Origin of the sequence: Bacillus sp. FSL P2-0099, assembly GCF_038007445.1 — a bacterium.
Classification (GTDB): Bacteria; Bacillota; Bacilli; order Bacillales; family Bacillaceae_G; genus Bacillus_A; species Bacillus_A mycoides.
The window spans coordinates 218,704-239,699 of the sequence record NZ_JBBOXE010000002.1; the positions used below are offsets into that span (position 1 = coordinate 218,704).

Sequence of the window (20,996 nt, forward strand, 5' to 3'; positions counted from 1 at the left end):
AGGAGAAAGGAATTATGATACAAAAGCAACGTATTGAAATAGTTGATTATTTACGGGGATTTGCGCTTATAGGCATTACTTTTACAAATATATTTCAAAATACGAGTATGGTGAGCACTGATGCCCATCCTTATTTTAGCTCTTTCATTTACACTTTCATGGTATCCAAATTTATTTATATATTTATGTTCCTTCTAGGCTTATCTTCTGCATTATTAATGTCAAATTTAAAGAAGAGGGGTGAAAGGGCAAATTTAATATATATCCGGCGTTTTAGTATCCTGTTATTAATTGGTGTTACATGTACATTTGTAGGGGTCCCTGCCGGTGGATTATTTATTATGTATGCAATTTATGGGCTAATAGGATTTGTATTTCAGTATATACCACCGATGATTAACATTGTCGTTTTTATCGCTATTGCAATATTGATTTGGTTCACACGTGACATGGTTTTAATTGAAGGTGAATCAACTAATAATCAAATTGTATCTTTAGTAAGCATGTTTAGCGGGCTTTCAATGGTTATTTTAGGGATATTTTTAGGACAGGTATCTTTTTTCAATCACCTACAAAGATGTAAGGTATTACTTGTAACAGGTTTAGTCCTCCTATTCTTTTTAACATACTACTCTTTTGGCTGGATGAATAATTTTAGTTCTTTCGTACTGCCCCTATTTTATATTGTTGGCTTTACCATTTTAAGTATGATTCCCATGGTAAGAAGTATGTTCTCATGTTTAATCGCATTTGGCCGAATGTCTATGTCAAACTTTATTGTGCACACATCGATTGTTTTTGACTATTTAGAAAATGAAAAGTTCTCATTCTTAACCTATTTAGGTATCGGTCTATCCATTATTGTTATACAAATTATTTATAGTAACATATGGTTAAAGTACTTCAGAATGGGACCTTTAGAATGGATATGGCGTATGGGGATATATTGGAAGAAAGTTAGAATTGTAGATCAATTCGAGAAAGATTCTAACTTTAAAGAAAACAAAACCTGTTAAAGAAGTATGTGAAAAATTAAATCTTAAGATTGAGCTAGAATCTGAGGTAGGTAAGGGAACACAAGTTAAAATCGTATTCCCATATGCATCTCGTTAACCGATGAAAGGTAAACTTTTCATCGGTTTTTTCTTTTGAATCTTACAAACTTGTTAGATAAATGTTAGGGAAATCGATATGAGACATACTATATATAGGCTACACTTCATGTATAGAAAAGAGAAATGGAGGGTGAAATACTTGTGGAGATACTACATGTTTCAGATTTAGGGAAAGTTTATCCTGGGAAAATTTCTTATACAGCATTATCCCATATTGATTTAAAAATAAACAAAGGTGAATTTGTAGGAATTATGGGACCATCTGGGAGTGGTAAAACAACGCTATTAAATATGGTTTCTACTATAGATGCTCCAACATCAGGAGAAGTATTAATTCATGGAGAAAATCCATATCTGTTATCTCCAGATCAGTTGTCTTTATTTCGAAGACGTGAATTAGGGTTTGTTTTTCAATCATTTAATCTCCTTAATACATTGACAGTGAAAGAAAATATTGTTCTTCCACTTACGCTTGATGGTGTAAGCCCTAGAGAAATGGAAGGGAAAGTGGAAGCTATTGCTGAAAAACTGGGGATAACTGAAATATTAGATAAACGTACGTATGAAATTTCTGGTGGGCAGGCACAAAGAACAGCAATCGCACGAGCTACTATTCATAATCCGAAATTATTACTTGCGGATGAGCCTACAGGAAATCTGGATTCAAAATCTGCTAGTGATGTGATGGAATTATTGACAACGCTTAATAAAGAAAATAGCACAACGATGATGTTAGTGACACATGATGCAATGGCTGCAAGTTATTGTGATCGAATTGTGTTTATCAAAGATGGACAGTTATACAATGAGATTTATTGTGGAGATAATCGCAAAGTATTCTATCAAAAAATTCTAGAGGTTTTAGCATTATTAGGAGGAAATGCACATGACTTTTCGACAATTCGCATTTAATAACGTCATTCGAAGTAAACGAACATATTTGGCTCATTTTTTAAGTAGTACGTTTGCCATTATGATTTTCTTTACGTATGCATTACTTGCATTTCATCCTAATTTACAAGGCGATCTTGCTGCCAGTGTAACAATCAATACATTTGCAAAATCAGGATTACAGATATCGCAGGGGTTAATATTTTTCTTCTCATTCTTCTTTATCCTATATTCTGTAAGTGCATTTTTAAAAACAAGAAAAAAAGATTTTGGAATTCTAATGCTACATGGGATGTCACGTTCACAGTTGAATAAATTAGTATTTATTGAAAATATAATAATTGGAATCGCTTCTATTTTAACAGGAATTACAATTGGAATGGCGTTCTCTAAGTTTATCTTAATTATGAGCAACAATCTGCTAATGATTGATAAAGGACTCCCATTTTACATGCCATTTAAAGCAATTGGGATAACATTTGGAGCATTCTTATTACTGTTTTTATTTATTTCACTTTTCACTTCTCGACTAGTAAATGTAGAGCAATTAGTAGAATTGATAAAAGCAGAAGAAAAGCCAAAGCCTGAACCAAAAGCATCATTTGGGCTATCTTTATTCGCACTTATTTGTATTGGATTAGGATATACGGCTGTTTTCCATAGTGTTCACGCAATTCATTACAAGGATATGAAATATGTATTATTCATGATGGCGACAGGGGTGAGCTTTGTTGTACTTGGAACGTACTTCTTATTTACACAGCTCAGTGTGTATGTGTTACGTGTATTAAAGAAAAGGGAAAATATTTTCTTTAAGAAAACAAACATACTCACCATTTCAGATTTAGTGTATCAATTAAAAGATAATGCAAAAATGTTTTTTATGGTCACTATTATATCTGCCGTTGCCTTCACTGCAGTGGGAACTTGTATGGGATTAGGTAACTCATCCATGGCTGAATCAAATAGTCCCTTCGCATTTTCTTATAAGTCTTATAATAATAATCCTTTAGAAAAAGAGCATCTAAAAAAAATAGAAAGCGAACTCAATAATGGTGGGTTTAAATTCAAACAAGTAGCTTATTCAATAAAACAAATTCCAGATACCCTTTATAACAGTAATGTATTATTAAGCGTTATAAAAATAAGTGATTACAATAGGTTAGCAGAGTCATTTGATTTTGAAAAAGAAAGCTTAAAAGATCAAAATAGTAGTTTTGTCATTCCTTCAAAAAAAGTCGCTAATACAAAATCTAATCAAAATGACTTTCAATTGTTGCATGAAAATATAAAAAAAGATATGCATGTAGATAAAATACTAACTCCGAAAGAACTACAAGATACAACCGTCACGATAATTATTGTACCAGACGTTTTATATAATCAAATGATTGTAAACCCAGAGAATCAATATGGGCAATTTACTATCAATGGTTTTATTGTGAAAAATTGGGATCAAACAAAAAAGGTTGCTGAAAAAATCGTGACTACTTTACAGAAAGATAATCAGGGTATTAGTGAACTTGAAGTATACAACGAACAATATACATTTTCGTCTTTAATTTTTACATGGATAGTGATGAAACAAGGTTTTGGACTTGCATCTATCATGAGTGTATTAATAGGTATTGTTTTCTTTACTTTTGCTGCAAGCTTTTTATATTTCCGATTATATACAGACTTAGAACGAAATCAGCAGCAATATAAAATGATAGCAAAAGTTGGTTTAAGTAAACCTGAATTAAAGAAAATTGTGTCACATCAACTTGCATTGTTATTCTTTTTACCAATTGCAATAGCGATTACACATAGTACAGTTGCTTTTATGGCCTTACAAAAGTTAGCCAATTTTTCAGTCTTGGGTAGTTCCGTTATGGTATTGATTTGTTTCTTAGTTATGCAAATTATATACTTTTACTTTGTTCGTGCTCAATATTTGAAAAAAATGTATAAAACAATTTTTTAATTTAAAAAGAAGGAGAATATAGGATGAAAAAAAGAATTGGATTATTAATAGTAGCTAGTATTTCGATTACCATGTTAGGAGCATGTTCATTATTTGGTACAAAAGACTCTCCAGCAAATGGAATTTCAATAGAAGTAGGAACGATAAACGAACAAACAAGAAACTCTATAATTGACTCATACAAAGATATAACAACCTCACAAGACCTATATCAATTAAAAGAAGGGACTATAGATAATAATAAGCTTGACATAAAGCTACCGACTAAATTTGGGGATTCTATGGATACTGCTACTAGTAATTTACTATTTATTAGTAGAACAACTGCTGAAAAAATGAATAAAAAGGGACTTATTCGTGAAAGGGATAATAACGAGGGGCTCCTATCTTCAGTCCCTCTTGATTCGTTACCAAAAATAGAAAAAGATGAAACTATCATATTTGCAAATAAAGAATATAAAGACTTGAAAGAACTACCATTTGATGAGAAAAAAATGAATGTTCAATATAAAGGGGATGTATGGCTATCTCCATATCGTGGTGGATCCAAAGAAATCCTATTAATTGTAGATGATACATTATTTAAAGAAATAAATGGGAAAGAAAAAACTAGACAGATTCTATCTTTTAATAAATCTTTTGGGAATCTTAATTTAGTCAATAAAGGGAAAGCACCAGAATTAACAAATGAAATAGATAAAGTAAATACGGTTTTGGGAAATAAGGAAATGAGAGCCGTCAATTTTGTAAATATTACAGAAAAGTAAAAAATTACGTCTATATGGGTAAAAACTGGTCACCATCAAGTTAAGAAAAATAAATACACCAAAACGAAAAATCTCACTTCTTATCTGAAAAAAGATGAAAAGTGAGGTTTTTTTGCTTAGCATGATAATGTTCTAAAACGCTGATGGTATTACATGTCTATCAAGCTAAGATTGGATTTTCTATAAAATTCCATTTCTCGTTGTTGTACCCCTATTAACGTTTCGGTTCTGTTACTATACAAACTCAAATTTTTTCCTCATATCAAAGTGGAACAAATTTATTACTTAAATTGTCTATTAAATGTAATCCTAAAAACTTAGTGCCCAAACTTGATACATTGAGTCAGGTTTGACATCTATTTTAAGTACTGCAAAACACGAAAGGACTGATTATCTTGAAAAGTACAAGGATGTTAAAAATAGGGATGTGTGTTGGAGTATTAAGTTTAAGTCTTGCAAGTGTAAAACTTTTTAAAGGTGAACCATTTTAGATGGAAGCAAAAGAAAAAGTAGAGAAAAATAAATATGCAAATCATGCGCCTCATTGAGCATTCACGCAACTTGAGAAAAGTTTGACGCTTGACTGAGTGTCTATCCAATCGACGCTGGTACAAACTGGGCAGTTACCTATCGATCACCTAACGAACGGTTTGTTTACGCATCTACCTTTAAGGCTCTGATTGCAGGGGCATTGTTACTACAATATCCAATTGACAAATTAGGCGATATTTTCACTTATACAAAATATGATTTAGTCAAGTGTTCACCAATTACAGAGAATCAAGTGGATACCGGTATGACTCTTGGGGGAAATTGCGGAGACGAATATTCATTATAGTGATAAAACTGCGGGGAACATTTTATTCGAAAAATTAGAAGTCGATTCTTTTTAACATCAAAAGAATCGTTTTTTACATTCTTTTCATTATGATTATGCTAACAAGAACCATTAAATTAGACGAGTAATTCAAGAACTCACTATTATAAACATTAGATATAGTACAAAGAGGTGAGGAACAGCTCACAATTCCCTTACTTTAAGACTTAACGCTTTCTCTACGAGCTGACGAACTGCTTCATTTCAATTACTTATCTTGTTATCGTGCCAAAAATCCTCTATTTATTTTACTTGTTCTTTTGTAAATGCAAATAAATTTTCATGTATGGGAAAAGCTTGTTACAATAGTAAAGAATAACTTGGGTACAATTGATAATGAAATGGGGAAAGATATTAGATGAAAGCAACCGGAGTAACTAGAAAAATAGATGAATTAGGGCGTGTGGTAATTCCAAAGGAACTTAGAAATACGCTAGGTATGAAAGAAAAATCACCATTAGAGATCTTTGTAGAAGGTGAAGACATTATTTTACAGAGGTATCAGCCTGGTGGTGTTTGTGCGTTAACAGAAGAAGTGTCAAATCGTAACATATCATTAGCAAATGGTAAGATAGCATTAAGTCCAGAAGGTGCAGAATTATTAATAAAAGAAATAGAACAATACCTTGTAAAATAAGAAGCTCCTTTCAAGGGGCTTTTTTAGGTTTAACATTATAATTTCACGTACTGTAATAATTAATAAAAGATAAAACACCACACAAATAGTCTACATTTACTTTTATGTTGAATTAATCCGCTAAATGGATCATGTATTGTTTATTTTGCATAGATTTCTTGCGAAATATGTCCCTAAAGCAGTATTTCAATTTAAATGTGATACGATAGTTATATATTCGTTTTGCTAGTAAAAGGAGATGAGTTTCGATGAAAAACCACAAAAAAGTAAATGGAAAAATCCTTCAAACAAATAAAAAATGGTCACATCTCAAGCGAAAACAAAAAGAACATATTTCTAACTGGTTACGTAGAGAATATACACAGTTTTTAAAAACACATCATAGAAAACCTAGAAAGTATGAACATGATGAGATTCTTCATGAAGTGATGATTCAAATGCAGGAACGTGAAATTTGGATTCTTTATGGTGAAGTAAAAAGATATTATCTAAGCAAAATAGGAAAATGGTTTAGAAAAATAGAAAGTGAATGGGAATCACATATATCCAACAGTGAAAAGCAGCAGGTATGAGAAGAAAAGTAAATACAAACAAACCAGGGGGCGCATTTCATGTTTAATTTACAAGAAGATATGTATGAACAATTGAAAGAGAAAAAAGGGGAAGTTACTGTATTTTTAAAGAATGGCGTTCCAGTACGTGGGCAGATCCTTGCAACAGATAAATTTACTGTCTTAATGATGGTTCATGGTAAACAACAACTGGTATACAGACAAGCCATCTCTACAATCATTAAGTAATACCATAAAGTATTTAGCTCTACCTAGGCAAATTTTACGATCTATGCAATACCAATCTGTTAATATGTACAAATGTAAACAGGATATTAGGGGCACCATATAGTGAAAACGAGTTTTACAAAAGTATGAAAGTAGCAAACTAATATAAACAAGTTGTAATATTACCATCAACTCAAAAAGAACATGTAGTAATTTCTACATGTTCTTTTTTTAATAAAAATGAAAGTAAACTTTTAGCCGTTTAGTTTACTTTCAAATCATTTATTTAATTAGGTTTATCACAACTTATTCATTTCCCTCAAAAATTTTTATAGAAGTATACCTTTAAAGACATTACTTATATAGTCAAGGATTATCATGTTTAAAGATGTGTTATAAAATATTTTTAAACGTTTATTAAACATCTACAACCTTTATAAATTTCTTAGCGTACAAATTTATCGAAATGATATGGTGACCCCAATTAGGATTACGTTCTTGTGAACTACCCGCCACTTAACGTCCTAACGGACTGTTTGAAGTGGGGGCTTCTCGGTTAGTCGTTACTTTTGATAGCTAACGAATTCGTCTTAAGACAGCCGAGCTAACTCCCTTGTTCCAAAGGTTATTTTATTGCTATTTATGCTAACGCTAATAGGCGTATTGCTTCATTTTTGATATTGATAGCTGCGTTATAATCTCTATCGAGATTTACACCGCATATGCAAGAATATACTCGTTCAGACAATGTCATATTTTTCACATTTCCACAACTACTACATGCTTTTGTGGAAGGAAACCATCTGTCTATTTTCATAAGTTGTTTTCCTTGTTCGTATAGTTTATAAGCTAAAAAAGAAGTGAACATTCCCCAACTATTGTCAGCGACACTTTTTCCAAAATGAAGTGCTTGCGACATTCCTTTCATGTTTAGGTCTTCAATAGCTACAACATCAAAATGAGTAGCCAACTCTTTAGACTCATGATGAAGGAAATTCTTACGTTGGTTAGCTACCTTCTCATGTAACTTAGCTACACGAATACGTTGTTTATTCCAACGCTCAGAACCTTTATTGCGTCTTGCTAATACTCGTTGTGCCTTTGCTAATCGGTCTAACATTTTACGATAGAACTTAGGATAATTGGCTTTCTCACTCTCAGAACTAACATATAATCCATCCATCGCAAAGTCTAATCCAACAACTGTTTCTACTTCTTTTTGTACAATCTCTTTTTCGTATTCAGTCAAGATGGACACATAGTATTTACCAGTAGGTGTCATAGAAATCGTACATGACTTGATAATATGGTCTTGTGGTATTTCTCTATGCTGTTTGAAACGTACCATTTTCAGTTTTGGCAATTTGATATGACCATTAAGCAACATAATATTTCCGTTTACTACATTCGTTGTATAAGACTTTCTGTCTTTTTTACTTTTGAATGTTGGGAAGTCATTTTGACCACTAAAAAAATTCTTATAGGCAGTTTGCAAGTTTAATTGAGCATTTGCCAAAGCTAATGAATCAACTTCTTTTAACCACTCAAATTCTGTTTTATATTTCGCAGGAGTTGGAAGCTTTTGTTTCTTTAGTTGTTCCTTATCATCTTTGTATTTTTCGTACGCTTCTTTCCGTTCAGCTAACATTCTGTTATACACGAAACGTACACAACCGAAGGTTTTACGCATAAGATATGCTTGTTCTTCTGTTGGATACAAACGGAATTTATATGCTTTATTATGCTTTGTCATATCATTTCACCTCACTTTTCACCTTGATTTTCAATATATTCCTTTACTACGTCTATTGGCGAACCACCAGTAGTTAGTAAACAAAAACTTCTTGACCAAAACATTTCTTTCCAGAGTTTCTTTTTCACTTGTGGAAAGTCTCTCTTGATTAGTCGAGAACTTGCACTTTTATAAGCATTAATGAATTTTGTCATTTCTGTATTCGGATGTGCCTTGAACAAGATATGTACATGGTCAACATCATAATGCCACTCTACCAGTGTTATGTTGTAATTCTCGGATAACCTGATAAACATGTCTTTTGCATAATCTGACATATCATCATCAAACACATTTCTTCTGTATTTTACGACCAACACCAGATGATAATACAATAAGAACACTGAATGATTATTGCTATCTAATTTCATTGATATACCAACCCTTATACTTTATAAGACTGATTATATCAGAGGCAAAATAAAAAGCAAAGCCTTTTGGCTACGCCAAACCGAAATTCATCACCCACCTACCGCTGGGCTACGCCCTTCACGCGCTTGAGGAAGGAGAATTCTTTCGAGGAATTCGTTAAAAGTACTGGTATATCCGGTTTAGGTGATTAGTTACAACTGCTTGGAAGTTTTTGTACCAAAACATAATGTATTAATATTTTGACATTTTTAAAGATTTTAATACGTTTTTAATAATAAACGTATTAAAATCCTTCTTTTTCTCATACATTCATTTGATTATTCTTCTTATCAAGTGAATTGAAATATGTTCATTATCTTATATAAATGAGTATATTTATGTTAAATTGTGTAAATATGTGTCAATAGATAATATGAATATATAAGTAATATCTATTACTTATATATTCATATTATAAGTATTTGGAAATATAGCGGAGGGATATTATGAAAAGGGGACAGCAACAAAAAACAAAAAATTTAGTGATGATAACTGCCACATTATCTATGTTTGCTACTGGAATAACGCCTTCATTAGAAGTCTTTGCGGAAGAACAAGCACAGCAAAAGAAAGTATCTAAAACGTTACAGAATGAAAATTCTGTTAATGTGGAAAATCGAGTATTTGCAGTTCCAGGAAAAGGAGATGTCTCCCAACTTCAAAATATTGAAAGAAGGGAAAGAAATTTTAGTGCATACGAGCCAACAGGGTTATATGCTAAGCCAAATGAACAAATAACAATTCAGGTACAAGGAAATCAAAGTATACAAGCATATATTGGAACTTTCTCGTTCGATGCTTCTTGGAGGGAAGATTCCAAAATTAAATTATTTACTTTAAATCCAGGTACAAACACAATTCAATCTCCAAATGGAGGAATGATTTATTTTTATAATAAACAACAAGGTGGTACCATTCAAACAACAGTAATAACAGGCGGAACGGCTACTCCTCTCTTTGAACTTGGAAAGCATACGAAACAAGATTTAATAAATATGCTCAATCAATATCCAAATGCACATGCGGTGGAATTAAAAGGGGAGCGCGTATTGATTACTGCTAGCCCAGTTCGTGTTAAAAAATATTTGATAGACTCTAACACAGATCCTGTACAACTCTTAAAAAAAATGGATGAGGCTACTAGAATTCAAGATAAAATATCTGGATTATCTGAAGAACAAGTAGATAAACATTATCTGCATTATGTGGAGGATAACCATTCTCTGGATTATTATATGTATGCATATCCTCACAGAACTGCATATGTAGGAGATGCAATCCAACATGTATTAGACATTAATAAATTTACAAATGATGGATGGGGACCTTGGCATGAGGCAGGACATATGAGACAACAAACGCCTTGGAACTTTAAAAATATGACAGAGGTACAAGTCAATCTTTACAGCCTTGCTGTAGAAAAAGCATTTACATCTAATCAACCTTTTAGATTGCAACAAGAGGGCGCTTATACTAAGGCATTTCAATACTTAGAACAACCTAATAAAAATTATGATGACATTAGTGACCTTTTTGTTAAAGTTGTAATGCTTTGGCAATTACAACTAGCGTACGGAGAAGACTTCTATCCTAAGTTGCATCAGCTGTATAGAGACATGCCTTCAAATGAGATTCCACAAACTGATGAAACGAAAAAACAATTATTTATGATTTCAGCATCAAAGGCAGCAAAACAAAATTTAATTCCGTTTTTTGAGAAATGGGGATTACGCCCAAATAATGAGACAATCCAAAAAGTAGCGGCACTAGGGTATCCAAATTTAACGGCTGAAATTTGGAAAAGTACAGATTCTAATCCGGTTAAACCGGATACACCGAATTTTTCGAATATTTTAGAAGGAAACCAGTTTGCATGGTCGATGAAAGGGATTGGTGATTTTGAATTTGTGAAAGTAAATTTAAATAAATCAACAGAAGAAATGCAAATTAATCTAAAAGCAGGTGTACCACATAACTACTTTGATAGTACATATGCAAGTATTAAAGTGCAAAACACATCAGGTAAAGTGGTATATAACAAAGAGATTTATGGAAATAAGCAACAAAATGCTGAGCAAGCAAAAGTTCCGGTAAAAGTAGGCAATTTTATTGAATTCACACATTTAGAAGGTGCGAACAGAGCTACTATTACAAATATGGAAAAAAACATGCAGGAAAGTTTTGGGAATAAAGCGGTCTATGAGATTACAAAAGAGGGATTGAAGAAAGTAGATAACATTGTTAATCCGAAACCAGATACAGAAGCTCCCACACAGCCACAAGGATTATATGCAAGTAACGTTACTTCTAACAGTGTAGAGCTAAAATGGAATTCTTCTACAGATAATGTAGGTGTAAAAGAATATCAGGTATTACGTGATGGACAACTAATTCAAACGGTACAAGGAACGACGTTTACTGATCAAAACTTAACAGCTAACAAGGAATATAAATACGCAGTGAAGGCTGTAGATGCAGCTGGAAATACATCAATTCAAAGTAACATTCTTCCGATAAAAACAAAAGATCAAAATGTATCTTATGAAAAATGGAATCCGAAGAAGGCATATACAAAGGGAGACAAAGTAGAACATCAAGGGAAGGTGTATGAGGCTGTTCAAAATCATCAAGGAAATGGTGACCCGAATTGGATATTTGCGTTATCTTTATGGAAACCACTTACAATCAATTAATATGTAAGAATCAGATGTGAATATAGAACATCATAGATTGGGTCAGTATTTTAAAGAATTACTGGATGTTGCTTGAATTTTGATAGATTTCTCTACTAAGTTATTATTTAAAAATAAAAATTAGAAAAGGAAGTAGATTAGTGATTAGTCAGAAAACGAAAAAAAGATTTAATAAAGTTATTATAATTACCGCAGCATGTAGCATGTTTTCTATGTTTGGAACGTCTATTTCGCACACTAAAGCAGTAACACGTTCAGCTGCTCCTTCAGTTTATGTGAGTCCACAAAATACAGCTTCCTCAGATATTATTAGTATAGACTGGTCACCAGTTCAGACTGCACCTTATACGTATTGGGCTGTACACAACTGGAATGCAGGTGGTAAAGCTGGAGGATATGCTGGTTTTCAACAACAAAGTGGGTTTGATGAAAATGGAAAACGTACTTTACATTTTGCCTTATGGGATCCAATTGCCTCTAAAGAAGCAATAAAGGCCGAATACTTATCTCCGAATTCACAAGCTGGACTCTTTGGAGGAGAAGGAACAGGACTGAAGGTTCAAACAACTTATGGTTGGAAAGACCACAATTGGTACAGAATGACAATGCGTTCATGGCAAGAAAATGGTCATACTAAATTTGGACAATGGATGAAAGATGTAACAAAGAATAAATGGCATCTAATTGCAATTATGGACTTTCCGGTTGCTAATGTTGCATTTAATCATGGATTAGGAATGTTTCAAGAAGACTGGGCTGGTAATGGACAGGATGTTCGAGAAGCACGCCTAAAAAATGGTTATAGTCGAAAGTTATTAGATAAACAATGGAATTCTTGGAATAATCAAAGTATTTCTGGACAGCATGATACTTCTTATCAATATGATGGAGGAGCGACTTCAGAATATGTATGGGTCAAAGCAGGAGGTAATACTCAATCTACCATTGGAACAGGAAAAATATTCACACTAAATCAACCTACTCAACCTGAAATAGGAAAACTAGATTTTGATATACAATCTATATATTATGAAAATGAAAAATTAAATGTATCTTGGAAACTAAAAGAAAATAGCACACCACAATTTAAAGGTAAAATTGAAATTTATAATGATGAAAATATGACAGGACAACCAATCGAGATAATTGATAATATTAAATCTTATCAAAGTGAGATTAGTCAATCTATACTATTATCTACAAATGCTTATGCAAAAATTATATTAACAGATTTATTTGATCAAACTGTTGAGAAAAAGGTACAAATCAAAAATGAATCTCCAAACATTTTAGAAGGTAACGAATTTGCATGGTCGCTAAAAGGGATTGGAGATTTTGAATTTGCGAAAGTAAATTTAAATAAATCAACAGAAGAAATGCAAATTGATTTAAAAGCAGGTGTACCACATAACTACTTTGATAGTACATATGCAAGTATTAAAGTGCAAAACACATCAGGTAAAGTAGTATATAACAAAGAGATTTATGGAAATAAGCAACAAAATGCTGAGCAAGCCAAAGTTCCGGTAAAAGTAGGCGATTTTATCGAATTCACACATTTAGAAGGAGCGAACCGAGCTACTATTACAAATATGGAAAAGAACATTCAGGAAAGTTTTGGGAATAAAGCGGTCTATGAGATTACAAAAGAGGGATTGAAGAAAGTAGATAAAATTGTTAATCCGAAACCAGATACAGAAGCTCCCACACAACCACAAGGATTATATGCAAGTAACGTTACTTCTAACAGTGTAGAGCTAAAATGGAATTCTTCTACAGATAATGTAGGTGTAAAAGAATATCAGGTATTACGTGATGGACAACTAATTCAAACGGTACAAGGAACGATGTTTACTGATCAAAACTTAACAGCTAACAAGGAATATAAATATGCAGTGAAGGCTTTAGATGCAGCTGGGAATACATCAAATCAAAGTAACATTCTTCTGATAAAAACAAAAGATCAAAATGTATCTTATGAAAAATGGGATCCGAGGAAGGCATATACAAAGGGCGACAAAGTAGAACATCAAGGGAAAGTGTATGAAGCTGTTCAAAATCATCAAGGAAATGGTGATCCGAATTGGATATTTGCCTTATCGTTATGGAAACCACTTACTTTGAATTTTTAAGTTGATGGGCGTGGGAATACCACGTTATAAAATGAAATTCGATAAAGGTAAAATTAGTGAAAGTTATAGGGACTAAGGTGCATTCCACTATGTCAGCCAGTTGCGAAAGGTTAGGAAACTACCAAATTATATTCATGTTGGCTGTTTAATTCCTCATGCCTTTAAGTATGGAAATTATTTTATATAAACGAGAATCATGCAGCAGTCAAAGGTCAAAAACAAAAAAGGGGGAATTATTTTGAAAAGGATTTCATCTTTATTATTAACAATGCCGATTATTTTAGGAAGTATTGCTACGATTCCGCATACAAAGGTTTCAGCTGAAACAATATCATTCAATCAAGAAACATTCACTTTAGAAACATTGAACCAACAGACGGATCAAGCAATTACAAATGGTAATTTTGAAGCTCATTTGAATAATCTCACAGCATATTTGAATGGAAATGTTGGGGGTATGACTGAAGAGAACTTGAAAAAGAAGCTTGCAGACCCAGTATTTGCAGCAGCTTTGGCTCAGTGGCAATTCATATCACAAACAGGTGCTGCAACAATGGATGCATTTGCTAAAAAAGATGCTGACCATCAAAAATTTCTTAGCTGGGCTATGAAAAATACAGATGTGATGAATACCTATCTTGAAGGTGGTAGTCCAACTGGAAAAAACCCTGTAAATGCACTTGAGATATGGCATACAATTTGGAATGCGGATGCAGATTCTCACAAAGGATTGTATTTAAAATTAGCGATATCCACATCGTTAGCTCATGCTGAACCTATAAAATATTGGACAAACAATAAACCTATTAATCCATTAACAAGATACCAACATTATAAATCAGCAGATCAAAATAACGAGTTACTTCCTTGCTTTAGAACATATGATGTTTGGCATTTAAGATTAGTAGTGAATACTTGGTCACCAGAAGAAGATTTAACTTGGGCAAGAAATATGATTAATACGGAACATCCAGAACTTAAAAGTCAAGATAAGGTAGGGGAAAGTGCATATTTGATTAAATATACAACCCATAACAAAGATGGAGTTAGCATTCACGCTGGAAATGATGCATTCTACGGTTTAGGTTGGAATCTTTCTTCCATTTACAGATTTGGCGGGGTATGCGGTAATATTTCGAAGTTTGGTACGCAAGTAAGCCAAGCCTTTGGAGTGGCAGCTATGCCTGTTGGACAACCTGGACATTGTGCACTCATATGGAATAACAAACCATCTTCTTGGAATTTAGGAAATGATATATCCGGATGGGGTGAATCGAGCCGTCATGATGCAACTGTTATTCCTTGGTCAGATAATAGCCCGACAAATCAAGTACCGTATATGCTACTATTTGAAAATGCTGAACGTGACCCAGTAAAACTAGATCAATCAGAGCGATTACGCTGGTTAGCGAAAGCGATCACTTCAGCAGATAATAAAATTGCAATTTATAAAATATCCACCAATATTTTACCAATCAATTTTTTAGTATGGAAAGATTACGTTTCTCTTATGTTACAAAATCCAAATGTAACAGATGCTGAGTGGAAAGAATTAAATAACAGTATCATTTCTGTTTTTGCGAATGAACCGCGACCGATGATGGATCTTCTTACTCAAATAAAAAGCCATGTACCAAATACAGATGATATCTTGGAAGGAAAACAGTTTTCATGGTCACTGAAAGGGATTGGAGATTTTGAATTTGCAAAAGTAAATTTAAATAAATCAACAGAAGAAATGCAAATTGACCTAAAAGCAGGTGTACCACACCATTACTTTGATGGCACATATGCAAGTATTAAAGTGCAAAACACATCAGGTAAATTGGTCTATAACAAAGAGGTTTATGGGAATAAACAGCAAAATGCTGAATCAAAAACAGTCCCAGTAAAAGTGGGCGATTTTATTGAACTTACACACCTAGAAGGTGAAGAGAGAGCAACGTTAATAAATTTAGATAATAATAAGCACGAAAGCTTTGATAAAAAGGTAATGTATGAGGTTACAAAGGATGGCCTGAAGAAAGTAAATCAAATTGTTAATCCTAAGCCAGATACAGAGGCTCCAACACAGCCACAAGGATTATATGCAAGCAATGTTACTTCTAACAGTGTAGAGCTAAAATGGAATCCTTCTTCAGATAATGTAGGTGTAAAAGAATATCAGGTATTACGTGATGGACAATTGATTCAAACGGTACAAGGAACGACGTTTACTGATCAAAACCTAAAAGTTAGTAAGGAATATAAATATGCAGTGAAGGCTGTAGATGCAGCTGGAAATACATCAAATCAAAGTAACATTCTTCTGATAAAAACAAAAGATCAAAATGTATCTTATGAAAAATGGGATCCGAGGAAGGCATATACAAAGGGGGACAAAGTAGAGCATCAAGGGAAAGTGTATGAAGCTGTTCAAAATCATCAAGGAAATGGTGACCCAAATTGGATATTCGCTTTGGCATTATGGAAGCCACTAACATAGGGGTCTAATATATATTGAAACTACGCCAAAATGTTGATGGCAATTATGGGGTTTCCCTCATTCCCATTAAGCTAACATTTTGAAGTGCCTACAAAACGGAAATTACAGCCAATAAAATAAAGTGGTTTTCCAATGTTGGGTTCCGTGAATGTTACCTATTGAAAAAATGATTTATAGTAATAACATAGACATTTGACGAAAGGGCAACGAATGCATGGTTGCCCTTATTATTCTAAAAGTTCCTTTATAATTTCTTTTATATGCTTAGTGGGCTTATCAACATGGTTTAAATAATAATTTTCAGTTATGACAAGACCTGGTCCTACTATTGAACGAAGAAAAGGTGATATCTTTCCTGTGTAATTATTAATAGTTATGCATTCAGTATCTTCATTCATTAGAATGTTATATTTACATGTTATTTCTAATACAGGCTTTCCTTCATTATTTATCATTTTTCGAGAACTGATGGATTCAATAAGCGCATTACTTTGTTCGATTTAAAAACTATCTGTATTAGCCAAATCGTAGGAAATAATGAAAGCTATACCTATTGCGTTAATCATAGATTTCCTCCTTTAGTAGTTATGCTTACTAAAATATAATAATATATATTAAAAGTAAACAATATGAGAGCAAGTGATGTATGGTTACTCTTTTTTATACGAAATATGACATACCGTAATGGATTATATAATAACAATTTCAGACATAAAGATAATTGAGAAGCATACACTTATATAGAACGGTTGCAAATATAATTACCGATACTCTTTGCGAGAGAGCACTTAAGGAGAGTGCTCTTTTTCATTTTCACACTTTAAAAGAGACAAGCATATAGTATAAAACAAGTTATATTTCATCTAATCCCTTTTTTACCAAAGTACTCGTGGAAACGGGTGCTGTTATTATGTCACCTTTTGATAAGGACAAGTATAGGTACAACCCTGCGTTGTTCCTTATTCACTCATATCTAACTCCTTATCACATTAAGAGCATCCTTGTGTAGGGTGCTTTTTATCATGTAATAAAACACTTTTTACACCAAAAAAGAAAGAAAACGAAAATTTTATATCCCTACAGTTATTTATGAAAGTTCAATTCATTTTTTCATTTTGGGGAACAACCAACTTCTTAAGTTGATGGGCATGGGGTAGCACCGTACATCCATCAACTTAAGAAGAATAAACGCCACCAAAACAAAAAAAGTCCCAAATTTTTCTTGAAAATAAATTGGGGCTCTTGAACCAGAAAAGTATATTTTTAACTATGAAAACTACGATAAATTTTTCCTTTTTTCCTACTTGCTAAATTCAGCAAGTAAAATATTTTTAAAAGGATTAGGACTGTCAGTTCTACCCAAACTATTCCAATTGACGACCAACGTATGCTTGCCTCCAAGTGTACCTCCAACAAGAGTAGTAAACCCTAGAATGCCACCTGTGTGTCCCCATATCGAGACACCGCTTGGAAGCTTAGTTTCATAGATTCCAAGACCATATCCATCGATTCCTTCTTTTCCTGTAGGAACTGTAGTAAGCATTTGTTTTAGTTGCTGGTCTTTCAGTAATTTGCCACTGAGCAAGTAAGAGAAGAATTTATTTAAGTCGTCAGCAGTAGAAATCATATCTCCAGCTGAGCTAGCTACACTTGGGTTATAATAAGTAACGTCTTTTAGCTCACTTGTTCCGTCTGGTTGGACATATCCACGGGCATGATTGATGCCTGGAATAACGCTTGAATTGCCAGGTAGGAATGTATTCGATAATTCAAGCGGTTCAATAATCCGATTTTCAATCTCTTCCGCATAGCTGTTTCCGGTTACTTTTTCAATAAGAATACCCAGTAATACGTATCCTGTGTTTGAATAAGACCAACCCTTTCCTGGGGCAAAGTCTGGGGGCAGAGAAATCCCCATCTTCACTAACTCTTCAGCCATATACGATTTTTTTGTATCCATAAAATCAGCGTCTTTTGACCTTGAGTATTCAGCGATACCACTTGTATGGTTCAATATCTGCCGGATAGTAATCTGGTTACCATCATATCCGTTTCCTTGAATGACACCAGGCAACCATTTTTCGATGTAGTCGTCTAGATTCAAGCGGTTCTCTCCAGCTAATTGAAGTACAACCGTTGCGGTGAACGTCTTCGTCACGCTGCCAATGCGAAAGCGAAAATCTGTTTTCATTGATTGCTTGGTGCTTAGATTCGCTATCCCAGCGGCATACCCCCACGTTTTTCCACCCTCAGAAGTTTTAGCAAGTATCCCCGGGTATCCAAGTTGCAATGTATCCCGCATTGCTTGCTTGACGGAAGTACGATCTCGTTGAGTATTTGTTTGTAACGAACTAGATACATTCTGAGTGGGCTCTGCTTTTACAATTGAGGTTGGTGTTGTATATAATAGAGAACTTCCAGCTATTAAAAGGGCCAGACTTGCACATGTAATTTGACTACGTGTTTTCATAAGGCATTCCTCTCCTCTATTCATATTGTATAGGTGGTTGCTTGCTGTTTCATACTAACCACACAGCTATCATCTTCACCGATTACAAAAGGTCAACATTGAATTTGTAATCATCTTCATAAGTATTATTTTATCAACGCCATTCTGCCCTAACAAACGGTAAATCTCTCTTTTTTCACATGTTTGTAAACCACAGAAATTACTTCTTTTCCTTGAAACACTTTTGTTACTAGTTTGTTTTTCATATATAAGTCATATCTGTTCCGCCTTTCACGCCTCGTAATATTTTTATCCTATACAATGAAACTCTCTTTTTCCTTACCCATTCCTTACAAATTTCTTACGTTTAAAATAGATTCTATTTATTAATATTATTTAAAATCTGCGATACGATTTAATCTTAATTTAGTTGTTTTATAGAAATATTTCTGGTTTTCAGAAAATAATAATCGGAATATTCATTGTTTTCTATATTATTTTTAGAAAATAATCCCATTAATAGGAGTGTTATGATTTAATTGTTAGTCAATATCTCACTTTTAGAGCGTTAGTGTCTTTGAGAAAGTCAAAGCAAGCTATTGATTTCATTACCATCACAAACGAACTGCAAAAAAAGAATAGGGTTGAAGAGGCGGGAGAAGTCTCTTATTCCACCCAATTAGTTTCTATCGTCCCTATTTAGTAAACTTAAGGAGCTCGTTTTTATGAAAATTACCGAATCAAAAAGTCTATGGGGAAATACAATTTATTTACAAGTTTTCTCTGCGTATTCACTGCTTATGCTCGGAGTATTTATTGACATGTTAGCCATTATGACCATTGTTAGTTTTGAATGGGAAGTAGACCCCACCATGATTGGATTAATTCCTGTTGCGTATGCACTTCCTGGGATTATATTTAGTTCATGGGCAGGCGTGATTGCTGATCGCTTTAGAAAAATTCCAATTATGATGTTTTGTAATCTAATGGTTGGTTTATTAACAATTGTTCTTTTATTTGTCCAAAATATTCATTGGCTTTTGTTAGCATTAATGGTTCGTTCCATTTTCACCGTTTTTTACTATCCTGCACAGCAAACACTAACACGACAGATTGTTTCTCCTGATCTGCTTACCAAAGCAGTAAGTATCAATGGGATAGTTGAGCAAGGAACCAAGATACTGGGCCCACTTATAGGAGGAATGTTAATGAGCTGGTTTCAGCCAGAGTTTTGTCTGATTATAAGGGCAATATGCTGTTTACTAGCTGCTTTGGTTCTGTTGCCCACAATAAGGTTACAGGAATCTCTGTCAAGAGAACATATAGAAAAGAAACAGCAAAGTACTTGGACTGCTTGGTTACAAGGCTGGGGTTATGTATTATCCAATCGGATGATATTATCAACCATGATTTTCTTTACAATAGCTATGGCAGTATTACAATTAGTAGACTCACAGTTCCCTACTTTATTTAAGAGCTTGTTCCCAAATGATAAGAGTAAAATGGGATACATCATTTCTATTATTGGTCTTGGGGGAATAATTGGCGCATTCTTAACTCAGAAATTAAAACATTTTCAATATGGTTGGGTAATATGTGGAGGTATTGCTTTAATGGGAATTGGCTTTGGAGGAATAAGTCTGATAACTCTGATAAGTCCTGATGCATCCCTCATTTTTGCCTATCTGATCAGTTTTATAGCTGGTATTGGAAGTGGACTTATGTTTGTATCCAATCAAGTCATTCTACAAATAGAATCTCATCAAGAACAGGTCGGAAGAGTATTTGGGATTCAAAGCAGTTTAGCAAATGCAGCCCTCATTATTTCTCCTGCTATGAGCGGTCCACTGGTTCACTTTTTCGGAGTAATTGAACTCTATTTTTATGTGGGTATTGGGCTCATCATCATTGCAGTAATTGGGGTTGCACTACAGAAATATTTATGGGTTACACATAAACAAGAACCTGTAAGAGTAAATAATTTTTGAAGGGAAGATTTTTT

Annotated in this window: 15 protein-coding genes and 1 pseudogene; 13 read left to right on the plus strand and 3 right to left on the minus strand. The window is 33.5% G+C overall.

Translation table 11 applies throughout. The annotated features are described in order from the left end of the window. The first annotated feature begins 14 nt into the window (after positions 1–14). The 8 genes and pseudogenes from MKY90_RS28815 (at position 15) to hfq (ending at position 7,053) form a co-directional block, all read left to right on the plus strand. Positions 15–1,016, plus strand: a complete 1,002-nt coding sequence (locus MKY90_RS28815; protein WP_098168516.1) for a DUF418 domain-containing protein — start codon at positions 15–17, stop codon at positions 1,014–1,016. Next, positions 1,012–1,113: pseudogene (locus MKY90_RS28820) on the plus strand (sensor histidine kinase); the annotation flags it as partial. The gene MKY90_RS28815 and the pseudogene MKY90_RS28820, both read left to right, overlap by 5 nt. Positions 1,114–1,256: 143 nt before the next feature. Beyond that, entirely contained in the window at positions 1,257–2,027 is a 771-nt protein-coding gene (locus tag MKY90_RS28825; protein ID WP_033729084.1) for an ABC transporter ATP-binding protein, read from the plus strand. Further along, on the plus strand, positions 2,002–3,972 hold the full coding sequence (locus MKY90_RS28830; protein ID WP_098168515.1) for an FtsX-like permease family protein: 1,971 nt from the start codon (positions 2,002–2,004) through the stop codon (positions 3,970–3,972). Before MKY90_RS28825 ends, MKY90_RS28830 begins: the two co-directional genes overlap by 26 nt. A 23-nt stretch (positions 3,973–3,995) precedes the next feature. Continuing rightward, positions 3,996–4,739, plus strand: a complete 744-nt coding sequence (locus MKY90_RS28835; RefSeq protein ID WP_098168514.1) for a lipoprotein BA_5634 family protein — start codon at positions 3,996–3,998, stop codon at positions 4,737–4,739. A 1,235-nt stretch (positions 4,740–5,974) separates the two neighbouring features. Next, on the plus strand, positions 5,975–6,253 hold the full coding sequence (locus MKY90_RS28845; RefSeq protein WP_002069660.1) for an AbrB/MazE/SpoVT family DNA-binding domain-containing protein: 279 nt from the start codon (positions 5,975–5,977) through the stop codon (positions 6,251–6,253). A 248-nt stretch (positions 6,254–6,501) separates the two neighbouring features. Next, on the plus strand, positions 6,502–6,825 hold the full coding sequence (locus MKY90_RS28850; RefSeq protein ID WP_002069661.1) for a hypothetical protein: 324 nt from the start codon (positions 6,502–6,504) through the stop codon (positions 6,823–6,825). A 39-nt stretch (positions 6,826–6,864) separates the two neighbouring features. Then, complete coding sequence (gene hfq, locus MKY90_RS28855) at positions 6,865–7,053, plus strand: RNA chaperone Hfq (protein WP_341093572.1); 189 nt, start codon at positions 6,865–6,867, stop codon at positions 7,051–7,053. Positions 7,054–7,672: 619 nt separating this feature from the next. On the opposite strand, the gene MKY90_RS28860 is transcribed toward hfq, so the two are convergent. Further along, positions 7,673–8,785 carry an RNA-guided endonuclease TnpB family protein gene (locus MKY90_RS28860; RefSeq protein WP_341093574.1) on the minus strand — a complete coding sequence of 371 codons (1,113 nt, stop codon included), beginning with the start codon at positions 8,783–8,785 and terminating at the stop codon, positions 7,673–7,675. Positions 8,786–8,796: 11 nt separating this feature from the next. Continuing rightward, positions 8,797–9,195 carry an IS200/IS605 family transposase gene (gene tnpA, locus MKY90_RS28865; protein ID WP_016093708.1) on the minus strand — a complete coding sequence of 133 codons (399 nt, stop codon included), beginning with the start codon at positions 9,193–9,195 and terminating at the stop codon, positions 8,797–8,799. A gap of 486 nt (positions 9,196–9,681) precedes the next feature. Here tnpA and MKY90_RS28870 point away from each other — a divergent pair, with 486 nt between their 5' ends. The 3 genes from MKY90_RS28870 to MKY90_RS28880 all read left to right on the plus strand — a co-directional run bounded on the left by MKY90_RS28870 (position 9,682) and on the right by MKY90_RS28880 (position 16,545). Next, the gene (locus MKY90_RS28870) at positions 9,682–11,928 is read left to right on the plus strand and encodes a M60 family metallopeptidase (protein WP_341093576.1); all 2,247 of its coding nucleotides are present in this window, start codon (positions 9,682–9,684) and stop codon (positions 11,926–11,928) included. 140 nt (positions 11,929–12,068) lie between these two features. After that, positions 12,069–14,060, plus strand: coding sequence for a DUF3472 domain-containing protein (locus tag MKY90_RS28875; protein ID WP_341093578.1), 1,992 nt, complete (start codon positions 12,069–12,071; stop codon positions 14,058–14,060). A 238-nt stretch (positions 14,061–14,298) separates the two neighbouring features. Next, a complete protein-coding gene (locus MKY90_RS28880) occupies positions 14,299–16,545 on the plus strand; it encodes a putative mucin/carbohydrate-binding domain-containing protein (RefSeq protein WP_098167924.1) in 2,247 nt (748 codons plus the stop codon). Between the two features lie 1,300 nt (positions 16,546–17,845). Here the strand turns inward: MKY90_RS28880 and MKY90_RS28885 are convergent. Continuing rightward, positions 17,846–19,015 (minus strand): serine hydrolase domain-containing protein, encoded by a 1,170-nt coding sequence (locus MKY90_RS28885; RefSeq protein ID WP_098167925.1) that lies wholly within the window; start codon positions 19,013–19,015, stop codon positions 17,846–17,848. Between the two features lie 550 nt (positions 19,016–19,565). Between MKY90_RS28885 and MKY90_RS30505 the strand changes: the two genes are divergently transcribed. Both MKY90_RS30505 and MKY90_RS28890 read left to right on the plus strand, forming a co-directional pair. Next, positions 19,566–19,697 carry a DnaB-like helicase N-terminal domain-containing protein gene (locus MKY90_RS30505; protein ID WP_003192741.1) on the plus strand — a complete coding sequence of 44 codons (132 nt, stop codon included), beginning with the start codon at positions 19,566–19,568 and terminating at the stop codon, positions 19,695–19,697. Positions 19,698–19,719: 22 nt separating this feature from the next. After that, the gene (locus tag MKY90_RS28890; protein ID WP_341093581.1) at positions 19,720–20,982 is read left to right on the plus strand and encodes an MFS transporter; all 1,263 of its coding nucleotides are present in this window, start codon (positions 19,720–19,722) and stop codon (positions 20,980–20,982) included. Positions 20,983–20,996 lie beyond the last annotated feature (14 nt).